20 protein-coding genes and 1 tRNA gene are annotated in these 19,181 nt (G+C 70.9%); 17 read left to right on the top strand and 4 right to left on the bottom strand.

Features of this window, described 5'->3' with window-relative positions:
• Positions 1-871, bottom strand: an 871-nt coding sequence (locus F4X11_16985) for a Gfo/Idh/MocA family oxidoreductase (GenBank protein ID MYN66699.1), incomplete at its 3' end; no start/stop codon positions are given.
• Positions 872-1,043: 172 nt separating this feature from the next.
• Between F4X11_16985 and F4X11_16990 the strand changes: the two genes are divergently transcribed.
• Positions 1,044-2,708 carry a PQQ-binding-like beta-propeller repeat protein gene (locus tag F4X11_16990; protein MYN66700.1) on the top strand — a complete coding sequence of 555 codons (1,665 nt, stop codon included), beginning with the start codon at positions 1,044-1,046 and terminating at the stop codon, positions 2,706-2,708.
• Positions 2,709-2,778: 70 nt separating this feature from the next.
• Here F4X11_16990 and F4X11_16995 read toward each other — a convergent pair whose 3' ends face one another.
• The gene (locus F4X11_16995; GenBank protein ID MYN66701.1) at positions 2,779-3,771 is read right to left on the bottom strand and encodes an AAA domain-containing protein; all 993 of its coding nucleotides are present in this window, start codon (positions 3,769-3,771) and stop codon (positions 2,779-2,781) included.
• Between the two features lie 111 nt (positions 3,772-3,882).
• Between F4X11_16995 and def the strand changes: the two genes are divergently transcribed.
• From def to bamD, 8 genes are read left to right on the top strand one after another with little or no spacing between them, the layout of a single operon-like run.
• Positions 3,883-4,392, top strand: coding sequence for a peptide deformylase (def, locus tag F4X11_17000; GenBank protein MYN66702.1), 510 nt, complete (start codon positions 3,883-3,885; stop codon positions 4,390-4,392).
• On the top strand, positions 4,386-5,339 hold the full coding sequence (locus tag F4X11_17005; GenBank protein MYN66703.1) for a methionyl-tRNA formyltransferase: 954 nt from the start codon (positions 4,386-4,388) through the stop codon (positions 5,337-5,339). Before def ends, F4X11_17005 begins: the two co-directional genes overlap by 7 nt.
• Positions 5,300-6,712: a 16S rRNA (cytosine(967)-C(5))-methyltransferase RsmB gene (gene rsmB / locus F4X11_17010; protein MYN66704.1), complete on the top strand. Its 1,413-nt coding sequence runs from the start codon at positions 5,300-5,302 to the stop codon at positions 6,710-6,712. The genes F4X11_17005 and rsmB overlap by 40 nt, the downstream gene beginning before the upstream one ends.
• Before the next feature lie 42 nt (positions 6,713-6,754).
• Positions 6,755-7,477, top strand: a complete 723-nt coding sequence (locus F4X11_17015) for a PASTA domain-containing protein (GenBank protein MYN66705.1) — start codon at positions 6,755-6,757, stop codon at positions 7,475-7,477.
• Positions 7,474-8,172, top strand: a complete 699-nt coding sequence (gene rpe, locus F4X11_17020) for a ribulose-phosphate 3-epimerase (protein MYN66706.1) — start codon at positions 7,474-7,476, stop codon at positions 8,170-8,172. The genes F4X11_17015 and rpe overlap by 4 nt, the downstream gene beginning before the upstream one ends.
• Positions 8,173-8,229: 57 nt before the next feature.
• Positions 8,230-8,574 (top strand): acyl-CoA thioesterase, encoded by a 345-nt coding sequence (locus F4X11_17025; protein MYN66707.1) that lies wholly within the window; start codon positions 8,230-8,232, stop codon positions 8,572-8,574.
• Positions 8,571-9,521 carry an NAD-dependent epimerase/dehydratase family protein gene (locus tag F4X11_17030; GenBank protein MYN66708.1) on the top strand — a complete coding sequence of 317 codons (951 nt, stop codon included), beginning with the start codon at positions 8,571-8,573 and terminating at the stop codon, positions 9,519-9,521. The genes F4X11_17025 and F4X11_17030 overlap by 4 nt, the downstream gene beginning before the upstream one ends.
• The gene (bamD, locus tag F4X11_17035) at positions 9,488-10,348 is read left to right on the top strand and encodes an outer membrane protein assembly factor BamD (GenBank protein ID MYN66709.1); all 861 of its coding nucleotides are present in this window, start codon (positions 9,488-9,490) and stop codon (positions 10,346-10,348) included. Before F4X11_17030 ends, bamD begins: the two co-directional genes overlap by 34 nt.
• A 16-nt stretch (positions 10,349-10,364) precedes the next feature.
• Here the strand turns inward: bamD and pgsA are convergent, their stop codons facing one another.
• The gene (gene pgsA, locus F4X11_17040; protein MYN66710.1) at positions 10,365-10,991 is read right to left on the bottom strand and encodes a CDP-diacylglycerol--glycerol-3-phosphate 3-phosphatidyltransferase; all 627 of its coding nucleotides are present in this window, start codon (positions 10,989-10,991) and stop codon (positions 10,365-10,367) included.
• Positions 10,992-10,993: 2 nt separating this feature from the next.
• Here pgsA and F4X11_17045 point away from each other — a divergent pair, with 2 nt between their 5' ends.
• The 7 genes from F4X11_17045 (at position 10,994) to F4X11_17075 (ending at position 17,524) form a co-directional block, all read left to right on the top strand.
• A complete protein-coding gene (locus F4X11_17045; GenBank protein MYN66711.1) occupies positions 10,994-12,151 on the top strand; it encodes an NDP-sugar synthase in 1,158 nt (385 codons plus the stop codon).
• A gap of 13 nt (positions 12,152-12,164) precedes the next feature.
• Positions 12,165-13,526, top strand: coding sequence for a phosphomannomutase/phosphoglucomutase (locus F4X11_17050; protein MYN66712.1), 1,362 nt, complete (start codon positions 12,165-12,167; stop codon positions 13,524-13,526).
• Between the two features lie 229 nt (positions 13,527-13,755).
• Positions 13,756-13,830, top strand: a tRNA-Gly gene (locus F4X11_17055).
• Between the two features lie 7 nt (positions 13,831-13,837).
• The gene (locus F4X11_17060) at positions 13,838-14,278 is read left to right on the top strand and encodes a polymer-forming cytoskeletal protein (GenBank protein MYN66713.1); all 441 of its coding nucleotides are present in this window, start codon (positions 13,838-13,840) and stop codon (positions 14,276-14,278) included.
• 78 nt (positions 14,279-14,356) lie between these two features.
• A complete protein-coding gene (locus tag F4X11_17065; protein ID MYN66714.1) occupies positions 14,357-15,742 on the top strand; it encodes a hypothetical protein in 1,386 nt (461 codons plus the stop codon).
• 37 nt (positions 15,743-15,779) lie between these two features.
• Positions 15,780-16,961, top strand: a complete 1,182-nt coding sequence (locus F4X11_17070) for an amidohydrolase (protein MYN66715.1) — start codon at positions 15,780-15,782, stop codon at positions 16,959-16,961.
• Positions 16,958-17,524: a rhodanese-like domain-containing protein gene (locus F4X11_17075; protein ID MYN66716.1), complete on the top strand. Its 567-nt coding sequence runs from the start codon at positions 16,958-16,960 to the stop codon at positions 17,522-17,524. Before F4X11_17070 ends, F4X11_17075 begins: the two co-directional genes overlap by 4 nt.
• Positions 17,525-17,555: 31 nt before the next feature.
• Here F4X11_17075 and F4X11_17080 read toward each other — a convergent pair whose 3' ends face one another.
• A complete protein-coding gene (locus F4X11_17080) occupies positions 17,556-17,972 on the bottom strand; it encodes a redoxin domain-containing protein (GenBank protein ID MYN66717.1) in 417 nt (138 codons plus the stop codon).
• Between the two features lie 214 nt (positions 17,973-18,186).
• Here F4X11_17080 and F4X11_17085 point away from each other — a divergent pair.
• Positions 18,187-19,181, top strand: a 995-nt coding sequence (locus tag F4X11_17085) for a hypothetical protein (GenBank protein MYN66718.1), incomplete at its 3' end; no start/stop codon positions are given.

The raw sequence follows: 19,181 nt of genomic DNA on the forward strand, positions 1-19,181 counted from the left end.
GGCGGGACGGGGCGAGGCTGCCGTCGCGCCAGACGCACCGGATCGGCGGCCGCGCGCCGCGCGCCGGAAACTCGTAGACGATGCGCGACGCGGCGGGGGCGGTCTCGGCGAAGAGCGACGTCGTCTCCGCCTCGATGCGGGTGGGTTGGCCGAGCTCCAGCGCCCAGAACGCGGCGTCCATCGCGTGGCAGGCGATGTCGCCCAACGCCCCGGTCCCGTAGTCCCACCAGCCGCGCCAGCGGAACGGGTGGTACGCCGGATGGTACGGCCGGTGAGGCGCCGGACCCAGGAAGAGATCCCAGTCGAGACCGGGCGGCGCGTGGTGCGCCTCGGTCGGCCGTTCGATCGCCTGCGGCCAGATCGGCCGGTTGGTCCAGTAGTGCACCTCGCGCACGGTGCCGATGACGCCCGCCTCCAGCCACTCGCGGATCTGGCGGGTCCCCTCCCCCGCGTGACCCTGGTTCCCCATCTGGGTCGCCACGCCATGCCCGCGCGCCGCCGTCGCCAGCGCGCGCGCCTCGGCCACCGTGCGCGTCAGCGGCTTCTCGCAGAAGACGTGCTTGCCGCGCCGCATCGCCTCCATCGCGATGACGGCGTGCGTGTGGTCCGGCGTCGCGATCACCACGGCGTCGAGGTCCGGCTCGCGATCCAGCATCTGCCGGTAGTCCTGGTAGACACGGGCGCCGGGAAACTCGCGGAACGTGCGTGCGGCGAAGCCCAGGTCGGCGTCGCACAGCGCCGCGATGTTCTCGCTGCTGCAGCCCCGGATGTCGGCGCGTCCTCGTCCACCGACGCCGATCCCCGCAATGTTGAGCGTATCGCTCGGCGCCTGTGTGCCGGAGCCGCCCAGAACGTGGCGCGGCACGATCATCAGCGAGGCGGCCGAAGCAGATGCCGCGGTCACGAACCGACGACGCGAGATCTCCTTGCCCACTCCGTTCCTCCCCCTCACGATGTCCGCGCGGCCGGCACGAATTCACGAGCGACGAACCGGTTTCGAATGATAATGAATCCACTCGTCTCACATCGTGAAGGAGCCCATCATGCTGCGCGCACCCTGGCGTCGACTTCTGGCCGCGGTTGTCCTGATCGCGGTTGCAGGCATCTCCGGAGCAGCCGCCCAGGAGCGCGAAGTCACGCCCGTCACGGACGCCATGCTCCAGAACCCCGACCCGGCCGACTGGCTGAACTGGCGGCGGACCCTCGACGGCTGGGGCTACAGCCCGCTGGATCAGATCGACCGCGAGAACGTCCACCGCCTGCAGCTCGTCTGGGGCTGGCAGATGAACACCGGCGCCAACCAGCCCACCCCGCTGGTGCACGAAGGGGTGATGTACCTCGCCAACCCCGGCAACGTGGTCCAGGCGCTCGACGCGGTGACCGGGGACCGCCTCTGGGAGTACCGGCGCGATCTGGATGCCATGGTCGAGTCGGTGCTCGCGCCGCGGAGCCGCTCGATCGCCGTCTACGGCGACAAGGTCTACCTGAACACGGCGGACGCCCACATCGTCGCGCTCGACCGCGGCACGGGCGAGGTGGCGTGGGACCACGAGGTCGCCGACAACGCGCTCGGCTACCGCTACACGAGCGGGCCGATCGTCGCCAACGGCCGGGTCGTGGCCGGCATGACCGGCTGCGAGCGCTTCAAGGAGGACGTCTGCTTCATCTCCGCCCACGACGCCGAGACCGGGGAGGAGTTGTGGCGGACCTCTACCATCGCCCGCCCCGGCGACCCGGGGGGCGACTCGTGGGGCGACCTGCCGCTGCTGTACCGCGCCGGGGCCGATTCGTGGATTCCGGGCAGCTACGATCCCGAGACCAACCTGACCTTCTGGTCGACATCGCAGGCCAAGCCCTGGGCCAGCGTGACCCGCGGGACCGACGGCGACGCGCTGTACAGCAACAGCGTCCTGGCCCTCGACGCCGATACCGGCGAGCTGTCGTGGTACTACCAGTTCACCCCGGGCGAGACGCACGACCTCGACGACGTGTTCGAGAGCGTCCTCATCGATCACCGGGGGCGGCGCTCCCTCTTCAAGATGGGCAAGCTCGGCATCCTCTGGGAGATCGACCGGGACACCGGGCGCTTCGTGGCGGCGCACGACCTCGGCTACCAGGACGTGCTGGACATCGACCACCGCACGGGACGAGTGACCTACAAGCCCGAGATGATTCCGGAAGCCGGCGTGGAGATCGCGTTCTGCCCCGACTTCGGCGGCATCCGCAACTGGCGGGCGTCGGCCTACCATCCGGAGACCCGGGCGCTGTACATCCCGATTCATCCCACCTGCGTCAGCGGCGTGTTCACCGAGATCGAGCGGATTCCGGGCGCGCGGTACTACGCCAATACCGGCTGGCTCTCGCGCGGGAGCACGGTGCATCCGGACAGCGAGCCCTATCGCGGCCACCTGATCGCGATGGACATCGACAGCGGAGACGTCCTGTGGCGTCACTCGATGCCGACGCGACCCGGCGCGGCCGCATTGACGACCGGCGGCGGCCTGGTGGTTAGCGCCGACACCGACCGCAACCTGTTCGTCCACGACGTGACGAACGGCGACATGCTGTTCCACGTGCGGCTGCCGGGCTCGGCGCAGGGATTCCCGATCACCTACGCGGCGGGCGGCCGGCAGTACCTGGCGGTGCCGGTCGGGGGCGACCGGTCGAACGCGCTCTACGTGTTCGCGCTGCCGCCGGACCGGCGGTGACGGCAAGCGGCGGCGGCGCGTGGCCCGTGGTCCCGGCGGACCCGCGCCTCACGAGCGGCGCGGCCCGCGGTCAGCGGGTCGGCGGCTCCAGCCCGAGACGGACGACCAGCTTCGCGAGACCCTGCCGCGATATTCCGAGTTGCCGCGCGGCCAGGCTCCTCCTGCCGCCGGCGCGCACGAGCGCCTCGTCCACGAACCTCCTGTCGAAGGCGCGGCGCGCCTCGGCGAGCGTCGGACGCTCTTCCTGAGACGCTCGGCGGATCGCGGCCGGCAGCAGGTCCGGCCCGACCTCGCCGTGCGGTGGGGCGGCGACGGCAAGGGCGGCCAGCACGTTCTGAAGCTCCCGCACGTTGCCGGGCCACTCGTGGGCGGCCAGCGCGGTCATCGTCTCGCGGGCGAGCCGGGCCCGTCCGCGGGTCTGCATCAGGGTGCGGTCCCAGTAGTGCACGGCGAGCTTCGCGACGTCGCTGCCGCGGTCCCGAAGAGGCGGCACCTGCAGGTGCACGACATCGAGGCGGTACAGGAGATCGCGCCGGAACCGCCCCTCGGCCGGATCCCCTGCCAGGGTGCGGTTGGTGGCCGCCACGACCCGCAGGTCGAGTCGACGGGTCACGTTCTCGCCGACCTTCCGGATCTCGCCGTCCTGCAGCGTCCGCAGCAGCTTCGCCTGCGCCCGCGGCGACAACTCCCCGACCTCATCCAGAAACACGGTGCCGCCCGACGAGGCCTCCAGCAGCCCGCGCCGCGACTGCACGGCTCCGGTGAAGGCCCCCTTGGCGTGCCCGAAGAGCTCCGTCTCGATGAGATCGTCGCTGAACGTCGCGCAGTTGACCGCGGCGAACGTCTCGTCCCGGCGCGGCCCCTCCTCGTGCAGGGCGCGCGCCACGAGCTCCTTGCCGGTACCGCTCTCTCCTTCGATCAGCACCGGAAACGGCGCCGCCGCGGCCCTCCTCACTTCCTCCCGCAGCGCGACCATCACCGCGCTGTCGCCCATCAGGCGCGCGACTCCGGTGAGAGCTCCCGCCGCGCGCCGCACGTCGCGCCATGCCGTGCTCACTGCCACGAGACCGGATTCAAAGCAAACGGCGCGCCAACCGTCCGAACCCCCGCGGGGTCGGCCCGCACGCACCCCCGGAGGTCACGAGATCGCAGTTTCCGCACTACAATCGGGTGGATGATTCGTCCGATCCTGCGCTACGGCGACGACGTGCTGCACCGGCCCGCCATCGACGTCGACGCTATCACCCCGCTGGTCGACAGCCTCATCGACGACATGATCGACACCATGTACGCCGCGTCCGGCGTCGGCCTGGCGGCCCCGCAGATAGGCGTGCCCCTGCGAGTCTTCGTCGCCGATCCTTCCTCCGGACACGAGTCCGGGGCGCTCGTCGTCATGGTGAACCCCACGTTCGTCGAACGCGACGGTCTGCAGCGAGAAGACGAGGGTTGCCTGAGCGTTCCCGGCTTCAACGCCGCCGTGCCGCGGCCCTCGCGCGCCGTGATGCGCGGCCTGGATCGCGACGGGGCATCGCGCGAGGTAGAGGCAACGGGAATTCTGGCGCGCGCCTTCGACCACGAAATGGACCACCTGGACGGGTCCCTGTTCCTGGATCGCCTGCGCGGCATCCGCCGCGAGATGATGCTTCGCAAGCTCAACAAGCTGCGCCGCAGCGGCAAGTGGTGAACGTCGTCTTCTACGGCACGCCGGACTTCGCCGTACCCGCGCTGACCCGGCTGCTCGATTCCCCGCATCGCGTTGCCGCCGTCGTCACGCAGCCGGACCGCGGGCGGGGACGCGGGCAACGGGTTTCCGAATCGCCGGTCAAGCGGACCGCGACGGCGCGGGGCGCGCGCGTCCTCCAACCCGAGCGGCTGGGGGACGGCGCGTTCTTCGCGACGCTGTCCGCGCTCGAACCGGACCTGGCCGTCGTCGCCGCCTACGGCCGGATGCTGCCCGACGCCGTGCTCGCGGCGCCCCGGCTCCGAACCATCAACATCCATCCCTCGCTGCTGCCGAAGTACCGCGGGGCCGCTCCGGTGCAACGCGCGATCATCGCCGGCGAGACCGAGACGGGGGTCACGATCATGCGGCTGGTGCGCGAGATGGACGCCGGCCCGACATTCGCCCGGCGGACGCGCCCCATCGCGCCGGACGAGACCAGCGACGTCGTCGAGGCCGACCTGGCCCGCCTGGGCGCGGATCTCGTGCTGGAGGTCATCGGCGCACTCGAAGCCGGCACGGCCACCGAGCGCGCGCAGGACCACGCGGCGGCCACGCTCGCGCCGCGGCTGTCGCGCGAGGACGGCAGAATCGACTGGCGCGCCCCGGCAGTCGCGATCCACGACCGGGTGCGCGGCCTGCATCCCTGGCCGCACGCCTCCGCCGTGCTCGACGGCGCCCGGTATCTCATTCACCGGACCGCCGTCGCCGCACTCTCGGGTCCGGACGCCCCGGAGCCGGGGACCCTGGTGGAAGCGTCCGGCGACCGGCTGCTGGTCGCCACCGGTCACGGCGGCGCCCTCGCCATCCTGGAGATTCAGCCCGAGGGGCGGCGCCGGATCGGCGCCCGGGCCTTTCTGGTGGGCCGCCGCTGGTCGCCCGGCCGGCGATTCGATACCGTTTCCGCGTGACCGCGCCGGCCCGGCGGGCAGCACACGGCGTCCTGCGCACCGTCCACACGGGACGCAGCGATCTGGCGACGGCCCTCGATCGGTCGCGCCGGCGGCTGGCGGACCCGCGCGACCGCGCGCTCGTGGGCGAGATCGCCATCGGCGTGCAGCGCCGGCGGGCCGCGTTAGATCATCTCCTCGAGCAGGCGGCGTCACGGCCGCTGCCGGCAATCTCACCGGTCGCGCTCGACCTGCTGCGGGCTGGCGCGTACCAGTTGCTGCATCTCGACCGTGTGCCCGCCCACGCCGTGGTCGCCGACGCCGTGGAGCTGGCGCGCGTGTCCGGCGCGCGGCGGGCCGCCGGCTTCGTGAACGCCGTACTCAGGACCCTTGCCGACCACCGGCGGCCGTTCACGCTGCCCCCGGCGCCGCGAGCCGACGCAACCGGCGCGGGCGACGGCCCGGCCAGGCGCGCGGCCCTCGACTATCTGGCCATCACGCTCTCCCACCCGCGATGGCTGGTAGAGCGCTGGCTCGACCGTCACGGCCTGCAGGCGGCCGAGGCGTGGGCGCAGTTCAACAACCGTCCCGCGCCGGTCACGCTGCGCGCGAACACCGCCCGGAACACCGCGGCGGAGTTGCGGGACGCCCTCGACGCCTGCGGCGTCCGCAGCGTCGAGACGCGGCTCGCGCCGCACGGACTCGTGGCGACGGAGGGCGACGCGCTGGCGTCGCCGGCAGCCGCCGCGGGTCGCTTCGTGGTGCAGGAAGAGGCCTCGCAACTCGTCGTCGAGCTCGCCGGGCCCGCGCCGGGCGAGCGCGTCCTCGACCTCTGCGCGGCCCCGGGCGGCAAGACGGTCGGTCTGGCCGGGTGCGCCGGCCCCGCCGGCTTCGTCGTCGCTTCGGATCTGAGACCCCGGCGGGTGGCGCTGCTCGCCGATCTGCTGGCGCGCGCCGGGTCGCCGCGCGTCGCGATCGTGCGGCTCGACGCGACGGCGCCCCTGCCTCTCCGGCCGGTCTTCGACTGCGTGCTGGTCGACGCTCCCTGCTCGGGTCTCGGCGCCCTGCGGCGCGACCCCGACGTCCGCTGGCGCCGGACCCCCGGGGACCTCGCGGCGTTCGCCGCGACGCAAGTCGAGATGCTGGGGCGCGCCGCCGAGGCCGTGCGTCCGGGCGGGCGTCTGATCTACGCCACGTGCTCGAGCGAGCCGGAGGAGAACGAGCAGGTCGTCGCCCGCTTCCTCGACCGCCATCCGGAATTCGTCCCCGTCGTACCGCACGCCGTACCCGCCCTGGATCGGGTGCTGGACGGCAACGGACACTTGCGCACCCTGCCGTTTCGCCACGGAATCGAGGCTTTCTTCGCCGCCGCCCTCGCGCGCCGGCCGGCCTGACCTTGTCCGGCCGTCCGCACCTCCTCTAAACTGGAGGATCGGATGAGACTCCAGGCACGCTTGTTGAAAGCCGGCAAGTTCATCGTGCTCACCGGAGCGCTCGGTGGGACCTTCGGCCTCTCGGCCTTCGCCGGCATGCAACTCGCGCTGAAGACGAGAGAGGTCTCGACGCCAGACCTGCGGGGCCTGTCTCCGCAGGAAGCCAACCGCGTGCTCGCCGAGGCGGGACTGCATACGCGCATCGAGCCGTTGCGGCGAATCCACCAGGCGATCGAGCCGGGCCTCGTCGCCCAGCAGGATCCGTTCCCCGGAATCACGACCCGGCGCCGGCGCAGCGTCAAGCTGTGGCTGAGCTCGGGTCCGAACCGAGGTCAGATTCCGGCGCTCATCGGGGAATCGGAGGCCGGGGCGCGACAGCGCCTGAGCGACAACGTCTTCCTGCTGGAAGGCGTCTCGGAAATCCGCTCGAACCGCTATCCGACCGATTCCGTCGTGGCGCAGGAACCGCCTCCCGCCGGCAACGGCGACGCCGTCTCGCTGCTGGTTAACCGTGGAGAACGCGGCCGGACCTACGTGATGCCCAACCTGATCGGCGTGACCGCAGACGGAGCCGCCGACATCCTGCGCGCACGAGGGTTTCGCGTGACGGTCGTGAGTGAACATCCGTACCCCGGAGTCGCGGCCGGCATCGTGCTCAGACAGGCGCCGGAACCGGGACTGCAGATCGCCCAGAGCGACACGATCTCGCTCGAGGTGAGCCGTTGACGGCGGTCGCGAACGTCCGGATCGCGCCGTCGATTCTGGCCGCCGACTTCGCCGCACTCGGGGATGCGGTGCGCGCCGTGGAGCGCGGCGGCGCGGACCTGCTGCACGTCGACGTCATGGACGGCAGGTTCGTCCCGAGCATCAGCGTCGGCCTGCCGGTCGTGCAGGCGCTCGAGCGCACCGCGGCCGTGCCGCTCGACGTGCACCTCATGGTCATCGAACCGGAACGGCACGTGGAGGCATTCGTTGCGGCCGGAGCGGCGATGGTCTCCGTGCACCTGGAGGCATCGCCGCACGTGCACCGCACGCTCTCGACCATTCGCGCGCTGGGGGCGGCAGCCGGAGTCGCGGTGAATCCCGGCACCCCCGTCGGCGCGCTGGCCGCGGTGGCCGACGCCGTGGACTACGTTGTCGTGATGTCGGTGAATCCCGGCGCGGCGGGTCAAGCGTTCATCCCCGGCAGCACGTCGAGAGTGCGCGAGGTCCGCGAGCTGCTCGATCGAGCCGGGAATCGCGCCCCGATCGAGATCGACGGCGGCATCGGCCCGGCGAACGCCGAAGAGCTCGCAGGGGCCGGCGCGGAGATCCTGGTCGCCGCCTCGTCCATCTTTCGAACCGTCGACCCGGCCGGCGCCGTAGGGCAGCTCCGCGACCGGGCGCTCGCGGGCACGGCGGCGGTCGTGCAGAACACGTAGCGGACCGTGCCGACCAGCTCGTGTCAGATTCGTGTGCGTTACGCGGAAACCGACAAGATGGGAATCGCCTACTACGCGAACTACTTCGTCTGGTTCGAGGTGGCCCGTTGCGAGTTGTTGCGATCGCTCGGCGGACGATACCGGGACCTGGAAGCGAACGGCGTGCTGCTCCCGGTGGTGGAAGCGCAGTGCAGCTACCGCGCCCCGGCCCGCTACGACGACGACCTCGACGTCGTCACCACCGGCTCCATGCGATCGCGTGCGCGCGTGGCCTTCCAGTACGAGGTCCGGCGGCACGCCGACCAGAACCTGCTTGCGGTCGGGCACACGGTCCACGCCGCCACGGATCCGTCCGGCAGGCTGCGCCGCGTTCCTGCCGACCTGCAGGCGATACTGACATGAGAGCGCTCGTCACCGGCGCCGCGGGCTTCGTAGGTTCCCACTTGTCCGACCGGCTGCTCGAACAGGGACACGAGGTCGTCGGCATCGACTGCTTCACCGACTACTACCCGCGTGCGGTGAAGGAGACGAACGTGTCGTCACCGCGCGCGCGAGCGCGGTTCACGTTCGTGGAGTCCCGCATCCAGGACGCGTCCTGGCCGGCGCTGCTCGACGGGGTCACCCACGTGTTCCACCTCGCGGCGCAGGCCGGCGTCCGCAGCAGTTGGGGCTCGGATTTTTCCCTCTACACCGGCTGCAACATCGAGGCTACCCAGGTGCTGCTGGAAGCCTGCCTCGACCGCCCGATCGAGCGGTTCGTGTACGCCTCCAGCTCGTCGGTGTACGGTGACGACGTCGCCATCCCCATGCGCGAGGACGCCCGCCCCCAGCCGCTCTCGCCGTACGGCGTGACCAAGCTGGCGGCCGAGCACCTCTGCATGCTGTATCACGCGAACTGCGGCGTGCCGGCGGTAGCCTTGCGCTACTTCACGGTGTACGGGCCGAGACAGCGGCCGGACATGGCGTTCCACCGCTTCCTGAGCGCTCTGCTCGCGGACCGGCCGATAAGCCTCTACGGCGACGGCGAGCAGACGCGCGACTTCACCTTCGTGGAGGACGCCGTCGCCGCCACCGTCGCGACCGGCGCGCGAGGCGTCCCCGGCTCCGTCTACAACGTGGGCGGCGGCTCGCGCGTCTCGATGAACCAGGTCATCGACGTCATGGCGCGTTGCACCGGCCGCACCCCCGACGTGCGGCGCAGCGCACCGCAGAGGGGTGACATGCGCGACACCTTCGCCGATACCGGCCGCGCCCGCGTCGATCTCGAATTCGTCCCCAGGGTGACCCTCGAAAACGGCATTCACGCGGAGTACCAATGGCTCGCTACGTCTCTTCCCGTGACCCCGTGAGCCGGCTCGGCCGCAGGATCGGTTGCGGACTTCCGGCCGCCAGCCTCCTGCTGACCTGCGCCGTCGCGTTGAGCGCCTGCGGGAGCCGGCAGGCGGATCTTCCTCCGCTGACCGAGGCCGACGCCGACGGAATCCTCTTCGAGCGCGGAAGCCAGGCGCTGGAAGAGGGCGCCTGGTCCACGGCCCGCGAGTACTTCGCGCAGATTCGCGACAACTACCCGCAGAGTCCGCTGCGCGCCAGGTCGCGGCTCGGCATCGTCGAATCGTATGAAGGAGAGGGCACGGACATCGCCTACCTCTCGGCGCTGAGCGAACTGCGAGAGTTTCTGCGCCTCTACCCGCCGACCCACGAGCTGGCGCCCGAGGCCCAGTTCAAGGTGGGCATGGTCTATTTCAACCAGATGCGGCGGCCGGAGCGGGACCAGTCCGAGACCCGCTCGGCGATCACGGAGTTCGAGACCTTCATCGAGCTGTACGCCGAGTTCGCCGATCCGCAGCTCCTGGCGGAAGCGCGGGAGCGGCTGCGGGAGGCCCGCGACCGCCTCAGCGATTCGAACTACCTGGTGGGCCGCTTCTACTATCGGCTCCGCTATTACCCCGGCGCCATGGATCGCTTCCGCGAGATCCTCGACGAGGATCCCGGCTACACGCGCCGGGACGCCGTCTACTTCCACCTCGCCGACGCGCTGGCGACCGTGGGTCGCGGCCCGGAGGCGCTCCCGCTCTTCGAACGCCTCGTCTCCGAATTCCCCGCGACGGAGTTTCTCGTGGACGCGAACCTGCGAATCGAGGAACTCAAGGTATCCATGGATCTGGACGGCCCCTAGCGGCGCCGGAAGCGACTCAACCGACCTTGGCGCGCTTCTTCTCGACGGCCTCGGGCCGGCGATCCGCGGCTTCGAAAGAAGGGGCGACCCGCGAATGCACCAGGATCCCGCCGAACCGGCGGTAGTAATCGATCGCCGACCACAGCGACGCGACCAGCACGAGCCAGAGCGCCACCTGTCCCAGCACCCAGAAGAGCCAGACCTGGTTCCCGAGTATCAGGAGCAGGATCGCCACCACCTGCGTCACCATCTTGACCTTCCCGAGAGAAGACGCCGGGATCGTGACGCCGCGCGCGTACGTCAGGCTGCGGAACACCGTGATGGCGAGCTCGCGGCCCAGGATGACGGCCACCATCCACGCCGACGCCATGCCCATCTGCACCAGCGACACGAGCGCCGCCGTAATCAGCAGCTTGTCGGCGAGCGGGTCCATGAGCTGCCCGAGCTGGGTCACCTGCCGGCGGCGGCGGGCGAGGTAGCCGTCCAGCCAATCCGTCAACGCCGCGATCCCGAAGATGGCGGCGCCGAGAATCTCGCGCGGGACGCCGAACACCAACTCGGCCTCGAAGCGGGTCAGCAGCACCACGACCAGCAACGGAACCAGGAAGATGCGGGCCAACGTAAGCGTGTTCGGCAGGTTCATGGATGCTCTACCGCTTGACCCGGCGGTCATTGTACTCCGGCCGCCGCCTGCGCCGGGCTCGGGCCGACGGCTGGCGGCGACACGCTATGATCGAGGTCATGAAAGCGGTCCTGCTGGCCGGAGGACTCGGCACGCGCCTCCGGCCTCTCACCCTCAACACACCGAAGCCGATCGTGCCCATCTTCGATCGTCCGTTTCTCTATCATCAGATCGACCTCGTGAAGCGGGTGCCGGACGTCGACGAGGTGATTCTGAGCCTCAACTATCATCCCCAGCACATCCAGGCCGTAGTGGGACGGGGCGAAGACGCCGGCCTCCCCATCCGCTACGTCGTCGAGCCGGAACCGCTCGGCACCGGAGGCGCCATCAAGTTCGTCGAGCCGTACCTCGAGGGCACGACCATCGTCTTCAACGGCGACGTGCTGACGGAGATAGACCTGGCCGCGCTCGTCGAGCACCACCGGGCGCGACGCGCCCGCGCGACGATCGTGCTGGCGCCGGTCGAGGACCCGTCGCGGTACGGCCTGGTGGAGACGGACGACGACGGCAATGTCACGCGGTTCCTCGAGAAGCCCGATCCGGAGCAGATTACGTGCAACACGATCAACGCCGGCATCTACGTACTGGAGCCCGACACGTTCGACAGGATTCCGGCCAACACGCGGTACTCGATTGAACGCGGGTACTTTCCCTCCCTGGTCGAGCACGGCGATGCGTTCACGGCGTATATCGAAAACGGATACTGGCTGGACATCGGGACGCCGGCGGCCTATCGGCAAGCGCACCGCGACATTCTCGACGCCCGCTGCCGGACGCGCGGCGCGACGCTGGCCGGCGCGGGCGAGCCCACGGTGGCCGGCGATGCCTCGATCGCGCCGACTGCTCGTCTGCTGGCCCCCTGCTTCGTGGGCCCCGGCTCGACCGTGCATCCCGACGCCGAGATTGGCCCCCACGCGGTCCTCGGCGGCGGCAGCGTGATCGAGTCGGCCGCCAGCGTACGCGACACCATCGTCTGGCCGGAGTCGGTGATCGGCGCCGGCGCAGCGGTGGACGGCGCCATCGTCGGCCGCCGCTGCCGCATCGGCGAGCACGCCCGCATCGCCCCGGGCCTCGTCCTGGGCGACGACTCGACGCTGACCCCCTATACACGTTTCGAATGAGCTCTTCGACGCCATGACACACACGATCGATCCGAACATCTTCAAGGCCTATGACGTGCGCGGCCTCTACGACGCCGAGATCACCGCCGACGCGGCGCAGCGGATCGGGCGGGCCTTCGTGGCCTACCTCGGTGCCGGCCGCATCGCGGTCGGCCGCGACATGCGGACCAGCGCTCCCGAGATCGCCGGCGCGTTCATCGACGGTGCGCTACGGCAGGGGGCCGACGTGGTCGACTACGGTCTGATCGGGACCGACATGCTCTACTACGGCGTCGCACGGGACGATCTCGAAGGCGGCGCGATGATCACCGCATCGCACAACCCGAAGGAGTACATCGGGATGAAGCTGGTGCGGCGGCAGGCGCTCCCGCTCAGCGGTGACGCCGGCATCGGCGACATCCGCGACATGGTCCTCGGAGACCGCATCCCGCCGGCGCCCCGATCGTCCGGCAGGCGCACCACCGACGACATTCTCGCCGGCTATCTCGAGCACGTGTTCTCGTTCATCGACGTCGACGCCGTCCGCCCCTTCGACCTCGTGCTCGATGCCGGCAGCGGCATCGCCGGGCTCGTGGCGCCCCACCTGTTCGATCGGCTGCCGTGCCGCACCACCCGGCTCTGCTTCGAGGTGGACGGCACGTTCCCGCACCACGAGGCGAACCCGCTGATCGAGGAGAACCGGCGCGGCCTGATCGCGCGCGTCAAGTCCGACGGCGCGGACGCCGGCATCGCCTGGGACGGCGACGCGGATCGCTGCTTCTTCATCGACGGCGACGGCGGGTTCGTGGCGGGCGACTTCATCACGGCCCTGCTCGCCGAGGCGTTTCTCCGCAAGCAGCCGGGCGCGAAGATCATCTACGACGTGCGCGCCAGCCACGCGGTCAAGGACACCGTGGCGACCTACGGGGGCACCGCGCTGATGAACCGTGTCGGCCATGCGTTCTTCAAGGCGCGGATGCGCAAGGAGGATGCCCTCTTCGGCGGCGAGGTCACCGGGCACTACTACTTCCGCGACAACTACTTCGCCGACAACGGCTTCATTCCGGCGCTGCTCCTCCTGGAGTTGATGTCCGTCCATGGCCGGACCCTCGGCGACCTGCTCGCGCCCCTCCGCGAGACCTACTTCATCTCCGGCGAGATCAACACGCGCATGCCGGACATGGACACCGTGAAGGCCACGATGGACAGCCTGGCGGAGCGCTACCGCGACGGGCACGTGTACCGACTCGACGGCGTCTCGGTCGAGTACGACTCGTGGCACTTCAACGTCCGCCCCTCCAACACGGAGCCGCTCATCCGGCTCAACCTGGAAGCGACCAGCCGCGCCGAAATGGAGCGGCGGCGCGACGAGGTGCTCGCGATGGTCCGGCGCTAGGTGTCTGCGCCGTAGAACGGCGTAGACTTCTAGTCAGGCCCGGTTGGGCGGCAAGCGGAGCCGTAGGCGAGGCTTGTCGGGCTAGGAGTCTGCGCCGCAGAACGCAGCGCAGCGAAGTGCTGTGGCGCAGAGTCATGGAGCGGGGGGGATGGGCCGAAACACCGAGCCTGCGAGGCGTTTCGGGGCGCTAGCGGCGCGGGCTGCTAGAATGAAAACGTGCCACACACGAGCGGGAGTAACTCAGTGGTAGAGTGTCAGCTTCCCAAGCTGAAGGTCGCGGGTTCGACCCCCGTCTCCCGCTCCAGTTTCCCATGTACACCCCGCGTCCGGTGAACGGCGGTCGCGGCGACGCCGACAGTCTGGGCTCCCTCCCGGAGTTCGATCTTCCGGAAGGGGTGTCGTCGCTCGGGCAGGGACTCGCCGCAACCGGCGAGCTCACCGCCGCTGAGCATCTGATCATCGAGGGCTCGTTCGACGGGCAGGTGTTCGTTCCCGACCACGACGTCGCCATCGGCCGGCGCGGTCAGGTCTCGGGCGAGATCCTCGCCAGCAACATCACCGTGCTCGGGCGGGCCACCGGGCGCCTGATCGCGGACCGGGTGGAGATCGCCGACGGGGCGACGGTCGAGGGCGAGATCGTCACGGAGCGATTGGTAATCACGGACGGCGCGGTCTTCCAGGGCGTGGTCGATCCCTCCCGGGCCGACGCCGCCTTTGCCGTATTCCGCCACGAGCGCAGCAGGCGGGGATAGTTGCCGCGGCCGCACTCGCGCCCGACCGCATTGCACCGGACACCTCGCGACGACACGGCGGCGGAGGCGGTGCGGCCGATGGCGGCGCGACTCCAGCTCGCCGACCGCGTCCTCCCATACGCGGACCGCCGCTGGCGCCCCGAGGACCCGCCCGCACCGGCGCTGCATCTGGAGGACGTGTCGGCCATTCCGTTCCTCGCGGGCATCGCCGGCGTGGAGGAGTATCAGCACCGCGCCAGACTCCGGACGGCGGCAGGCGACGCGTACGCCGCGGTGACCGGCTCCGAGGCGGCCTACGACGACTACTGCACGCAGCGCCTGCGCCTCGCCCCGGTGACCCGCATCGCGGTTGGGGCAAGCGAGGCCTCGTCGGCTCTGGCCGTGGCCGAGGGCTGCATGACCGGAGAGGCGTTCGAACGAGCGACGGCGCTCGCGTGCCGGAGCGGGCGGCTCGTGATCCACCCCTACATGGCAATCGAGCCGGTCTGGCGACTCGCGCGGCGCATCGCCGAGCGAGCCGGAGCCACGGTCACCGTGCTCGGACCGCCACCGCCGGTCACGTGGCTGGCGAACGACAAGGACCTCTTCGACGAGCTCGTCAATGCCGTCCTCGGTCCGGGCTGGACGCCGGAGACCCGGCGGGGGTCGACGCCGCGCGCCATCGCCGCCAACCTGCGCGCGCTGGCGTCGAAGTACCCCTGCGTGGGTCTGAAGCGAACCCGGTGCGCCTCGGCGATGGGCAACCAGGTCTTCGCGAGCGCGGCTCTGCGGGACCGGCCGGCGGAGGAGGTCGAGCAGTTGGTGGCGCGGTTCCTGGCGCGTACCGAATGGGTGACCGGCGAAGTCGTTCTGGCCGTCGCCTGGGAGGCCGCCTCGGCCTCGCCGTCGACGCAGTGGTGGATTCCGCCCGACGGCGCGCGCCCGCCGCGCCTGGACGGGATCTACGAGCAGATCCTGGAAGGCGACCGCAAGGTCTTCGTCGGCAGCCGTCCCAGCACGCTGCCGAGAGCAGTCGATGACGCGTTGGCGCGGGCCTCCCGCCGCGTCGCCGAGGCGCTGCAGGCGCTGGGCTACGTGGGCCGGTGCTCGTTCGACCACCTCCTGCTCGGCGACCTCGAGGGCGACTTCGTCGTCCGGTTCACGGAATGCAACGGCCGCTGGGGCGGCACCAGCACCCCGATGCACCTCGTCGATCGGCTGGTGACCCGCAGTCGCGGCTCCCGCCCGGCGTATCGCGCACAGTACGTGACGGCGTCCCGACTGGCCGGCGCGCGCTTCGCCGACCTGCTGCAACTCGTCGGCGACGACGCCTTCGACCCCGTGCGCGGAACCGGCCGTTTCGTCTTCTACAATGTCGGTCCGCTCGCCGCGTTCGGCAAGCTCGACGTCATCGCGCTGGGCGATACCCAGGCCGCGGCGGAGCGAACCATGACCGAGTCGCTCCCGCGGCTTCTCGGAGCCTGACCCGCGCATCCGCTACCGCCCGTAGAATAGGAGCATGATGTCGGATACCGGCGCCGCCACGGCAGCCCGCACGGAAGCGACGGCCGAGCGCATGCGGGAGCTGCGCCGGACGTTCCATCGCCGCCCGGAGCTGGCGTACGAGGAGGTCGAGACGGCGCGAACCGTCATGGCCGAGCTCGAACGCCTGGGCATCCCGTACGACTACGGCGGCCGGGGAGGAGGCGTCGTCGGACGTCTCGCGGGCCCGGGCGCCGGCCCGCGGATCGCCCTGCGCGCGGAGATGGACGCACTTCCCTGCACCGAAGAGACCGGCCTGCCGTTCGCCTCGGCGGCACCGGGCCGCATGCACGCCTGCGGCCACGACGTCCACATGGCGATCGTGCTCGGCGCGGCCGCGCGCCTGGCCGCCGACCCGCCGCCCGGCTCGGTCGTGTTCGTGTTCCAACCCGCCGAGGAACGGGGCAACGGGGCGCAGGTCATGGTCGAGGCCGGCGCGCTCGACGGCGTCGACGCGATCTTCGCCGGCCACGTCACGACCCAGCACCGGGTCGGCGAGATCATGGTCGCCGACGGGACCATCACCGCCCATTCGGACCGCTTCAACATCGCGGTCCATGGCGAGAGCGGACACGGCGCACGCCCGCACGAAGCGATCGATGCCGTAGTCGTCACGGGATTCCTCATCACCGCCATTCAGTCGCTGGTCTCGCGCCATGTGAACCCGGTCTCGCCGTCCGTGATCACCATCGGCTCGGTTCACGCGGGCACCGCCGCGAACATCATCGCCGGCCACGCCGCTCTCGAGGGAATAATCCGTACCACCCGGCCCGACACGCGCGAGGAGATCATCGACGGTCTGCACCGGGCCGCACGGTCGCTCGGCGAGCTGTACCGGGCACGGATAGACGTCACGCTCGGCGAGAGCTGCCCGGCCGTGGTCAATACGCGGCGCGAAACCGCCGTGGCGACAGCCGCCGCGCGCGATGTCGTGTCGGCCGACGGCCTCGTCGTCCAGGAGCACCCGAGCATGGGCGCGGAGGACTTCTCCTATTTCCTGCAGGACACGCCGGGATGCTACGTCCGCTTCGGCGCCAGCGGCGACGGCCGCTACATTCCGCTCCACCATCCCCGTTTCGACGTGGACGAAGGCGTGCTCGACGTCGGCGCCCGCTTCTTCGAGCGCGCGGTCCGCCGTGCGATCGCCGGAGACGGCTCGTGACGTCGCCGAGGGCCGCGGCGACACCGCGCGCGCGCGGGCTCCACCGACCGGCGGCAGGCGCGGTACTCATCGCCCTGATGGCGCTGACGGCCTGCGCGGGGCCGGCGACCGGACCCACCTGGGCCGGGGTGGAGGCACGCATCACCGAGACCTTTCCCGACGTGCCGTCCATCGACACCGCGGGTCTGAACGAACTGCTGCGGAACCCGCTGCAGACCGTCGTGCTGATCGATGTCCGCGAGCCGCGCGAGTTCGCGGTCAGCCATCTGCGGGGCGCCGTGCGGGCGACCTCCATCGATCAGGTTGCAGCCCTGGTGCACGACGCCCCGGCGGGCGCCACGATCGTGGCGTACTGCTCGGTCGGCTACCGGTCGGCCCGCCTCGTCGACGAGCTCCGGGAGCGCGGCGTGGCAGGGGTGTACAACCTGGAAGGGTCGATCTTCCGCTGGGCGAACGAGGATCGGCCGCTCTACCGCGGCGACGCTCCGGTGCGGCAGGTGCATCCCTTCGACGAATCCTGGGGCACGCTCCTGCACGCCGACCGGCGATCCTACTCTCCGTGAAGCGGGTGCCGCGCGAGTCCTCGCGGGCGCGTCACCGGTCCGCCGCGCGCCGTGCCGCCAGCAGGCGCTCGACCGGCGGGCGATGCCCGGGACCCGCGCCCACGTGCACGAGCCGGACGATGCCGGCCGGATCGATCAGCACGTCGCCTCCCTGCTGCACCGGATCGGCGGACGGCCAGCGCGGAACACGTCCCCGCACCGCCTCGCGGACGTAGGCGAGAAGCGCGGACGGTCCGAGCAGGTGCCGCCAGCGCGCCCGGCCCATCCCGTACGCCTCGTAGAGAGAACGCGACTCGTCGCTGATCACCGGCCAGCGCGTCCCCGTCTCCTCGACGTATGCGCGCGCGGCCCGCTGTGCTTCGAACGTCACGACGAGCACCCGGATGCCGAGTGCCTCGATCTCCCGCTCCGCCTGCTGCAACTGCAGCAGATGCCTCCGGCACGGCAGTCAGCGGAGATGCCGGTGCAGCATCAGCAGCAGCCACGCGCCGCGGCAGGACTCGAGCGAGTGAACACGCCCGGCCGCGTCCGTCAGCCGGAAGGGAAACGCCGGATCACCCGCGCGGCATGCCATCGTCCGATTGTACCTGCCCGGCCCCCTGCACCGTTTGACACCGTGCGGTCGCCGGGGCATGCTTACCGCTCCAGGGAGGAACGCCGAAGTGCCCGACAAAGCCGCCCCCACGCTGCTCCAACGCGTCGTGATGTGGATTCTCCACGCCGTGATGTTCTACGTCGTGGCGCTGTACCCGGTCTACCTCATGGCCAGGTTCCAGCCCGACGACGTCGTGCACTACGGTTTCCTCCGCTGGATGGCCGTCGTACTCATCCTCTACTGGACGGCGATCCAGCTCTTCTTCACCGAACGGCCCGGCGAGACGCGCGTCGGCCGGATGCTGCTGGCCGTCACCGCGGCGTTCATACTCGTCATCGGGACGTTCACGCCTATGGTGTCGGTTCCGTTCATCGGCGGAATCGACTACTTTCGCGACGGCTACGGGGACGGCTACATCCTGCTCATCATGGCCGGCCTGTCGGCAGCCCTGGCCGTCACCGGCCGCTGGAAGCAGGTCCTGGTTCCCGCCCTGGGCAGCCTCGCCGCGATTCTCTGGACGTTCCTGGGCGTCCAGGACACGATTGCGCAGGCCCGCAGCGGCGCCCCGGCGGAGCTGACCGGCAATCCGCACGAGGGACTCGCGGCCTCCGTGATGGCCTCGATCCAGTGGGAATGGGGCTGGGTCCTGCTGTTCGCCGGCAGCGGCCTGCTGGTCTACTCCGCGGCGCGCCGGGATCGGTCGGAAGCCGTGTCGCCGCCTCTGGTCAGCGTCGCGGTCGAGGACGAGCCCGAGGCCGCCCCGGCCGAGACCGCCGGCGCAGCCGGCACGGAAGCCGAGGTCGTCGCGGCCGCGGAAGCAACGGCCCCGGTCGAGGAAGCAGCGGCCGACGTTCCTGACGAGCAAGTGTCCGACGACGCCGCCGAAACCCCTGCGGAACCGGTCGAGGAAGCCGCCGAGGCGCCGTCGGCGGAGCCGGAACCCGTTGTGCCGCCCTCGGCGGAGGAGACCGCGGCCGCGCACGCCGGGGCCCGCCCCCCACCGCGAACCGCCCCCGGCGGGGGGCGCCGCGCGGCCCGGCCGCACGGGGGCCGGGCCGGCCC

The organism is Acidobacteriota bacterium, assembly GCA_009861545.1.
Lineage (GTDB): Bacteria > Acidobacteriota > Vicinamibacteria > Vicinamibacterales > UBA8438 > WTFV01.

Excerpts from the sequence above, each read along its gene's own strand:
- F4X11_16990 (MYN66700.1), top strand. The coding sequence starts at position 1,044 with ATGCTGCGCGCACCCTGGCGTCGACTTCTGGCCGCGGTTGTCCTGATC.
- def (MYN66702.1), top strand. The coding sequence starts at position 3,883 with ATGATTCGTCCGATCCTGCGCTACGGCGACGACGTGCTGCACCGGCCC.
- F4X11_17015 (MYN66705.1), top strand. The coding sequence starts at position 6,755 with ATGAGACTCCAGGCACGCTTGTTGAAAGCCGGCAAGTTCATCGTGCTC.
- F4X11_17025 (MYN66707.1), top strand. The coding sequence starts at position 8,230 with ATGGGAATCGCCTACTACGCGAACTACTTCGTCTGGTTCGAGGTGGCC.
- F4X11_17030 (MYN66708.1), top strand. The coding sequence starts at position 8,571 with ATGAGAGCGCTCGTCACCGGCGCCGCGGGCTTCGTAGGTTCCCACTTG.
- bamD (MYN66709.1), top strand. The coding sequence starts at position 9,488 with ATGGCTCGCTACGTCTCTTCCCGTGACCCCGTGAGCCGGCTCGGCCGC.
- pgsA (MYN66710.1), bottom strand. The coding sequence starts at position 10,991 with ATGAACCTGCCGAACACGCTTACGTTGGCCCGCATCTTCCTGGTTCCG.
- F4X11_17045 (MYN66711.1), top strand. The coding sequence starts at position 10,994 with ATGCTCTACCGCTTGACCCGGCGGTCATTGTACTCCGGCCGCCGCCTG.
- F4X11_17050 (MYN66712.1), top strand. The coding sequence starts at position 12,165 with ATGACACACACGATCGATCCGAACATCTTCAAGGCCTATGACGTGCGC.
- F4X11_17060 (MYN66713.1), top strand. The coding sequence starts at position 13,838 with ATGTACACCCCGCGTCCGGTGAACGGCGGTCGCGGCGACGCCGACAGT.
- F4X11_17065 (MYN66714.1), top strand. The coding sequence starts at position 14,357 with ATGGCGGCGCGACTCCAGCTCGCCGACCGCGTCCTCCCATACGCGGAC.
- F4X11_17070 (MYN66715.1), top strand. The coding sequence starts at position 15,780 with ATGTCGGATACCGGCGCCGCCACGGCAGCCCGCACGGAAGCGACGGCC.